2 protein-coding genes are annotated in these 806 nt (G+C 53.6%); both read left to right on the forward strand.

Features of this window, described 5'->3' with window-relative positions; all coding sequences use genetic code 11:
* Nucleotides 1-266 precede the first annotated feature (266 nt).
* Entirely contained in the window at nucleotides 267-491 is a 225-nt protein-coding gene (locus KNP79_RS15910) for a transposase family protein (protein WP_215192930.1), read from the forward strand.
* A 14-nt stretch (nucleotides 492-505) separates the two neighbouring features.
* Nucleotides 506-806 (forward strand): transposase (locus KNP79_RS15600; protein ID WP_215192931.1); only part of this gene is annotated, 301 nt, incomplete at its 3' end.

Here is an 806-nt window from a genome sequence, read left to right on the forward strand (position 1 = left end):
GATTTTGAATTGAACATAGAAAAAAAGCGAAAACCCCGGTATCGTAATTGTTGCTTAGACAAACCACGATTGGAGTTTTCGCTTTGTCCCAACAGTTTATCAAATTACTTCTTCCACTTCCAGCCCTTTTTCAGATCCAAATGTCGTCAGACGAAGAACCAAACGTTTTTCCGGTCATCCCGGGTCGACATGACATCCCTTGTCCGCTGTGCCAGAGAAAGACCATCCTGCATTCGAAAAAGCGGCGTCGCTTTCGACACGGTCATGTGTGGAACGTCGGTGTACTCTGGATCGAACTGGATGTCCCACGTCAAAGATGCACCTCTTGTGATTTGACGTTCGTGTATGACTACGGTCTCGGGCTCGTCCGCACTTCCACCGAGGTTTTCCGGAAAGGCATCGCAAAACGTTGCCACGGACGGACAATCTCAGATGTCGCACGCGAGTACGGCCTCCCTTATACGACGGTGGAGCGCTGGTTCTATCAGTAGCTTCGGTGGAGACGATGGAGCGTGCAACGCATGTCCTGGTCGACGAGTTCGCCACGAGAAAGGGGCACCACTATGCGACGATTGTCCTCGATGCCAAGAGTGGCCAGCTTCTGTCCATTGTCCCGGGCCGGGACGTGGCAGCCATCACGGCAGCACTTCAAGGCATATCCGAGGATATCCGTTCTGTCGTCAGTGATTTTGCACCGGCGATGGCGAAGGCCATCAACCATGTCTTCCCGGAGGCAGAACATGTGCTGGACCGGTTCCACCTCGTCCAGTTCGTCACGGACGCCCTTCGCCGACGGCGTCGTTTTT

It is taken from the genome of Exiguobacterium sp. s7, assembly GCF_018618195.1.
In the GTDB taxonomy this organism is placed as follows: domain Bacteria; phylum Bacillota; class Bacilli; order Exiguobacteriales; family Exiguobacteriaceae; genus Exiguobacterium; species Exiguobacterium mexicanum_A.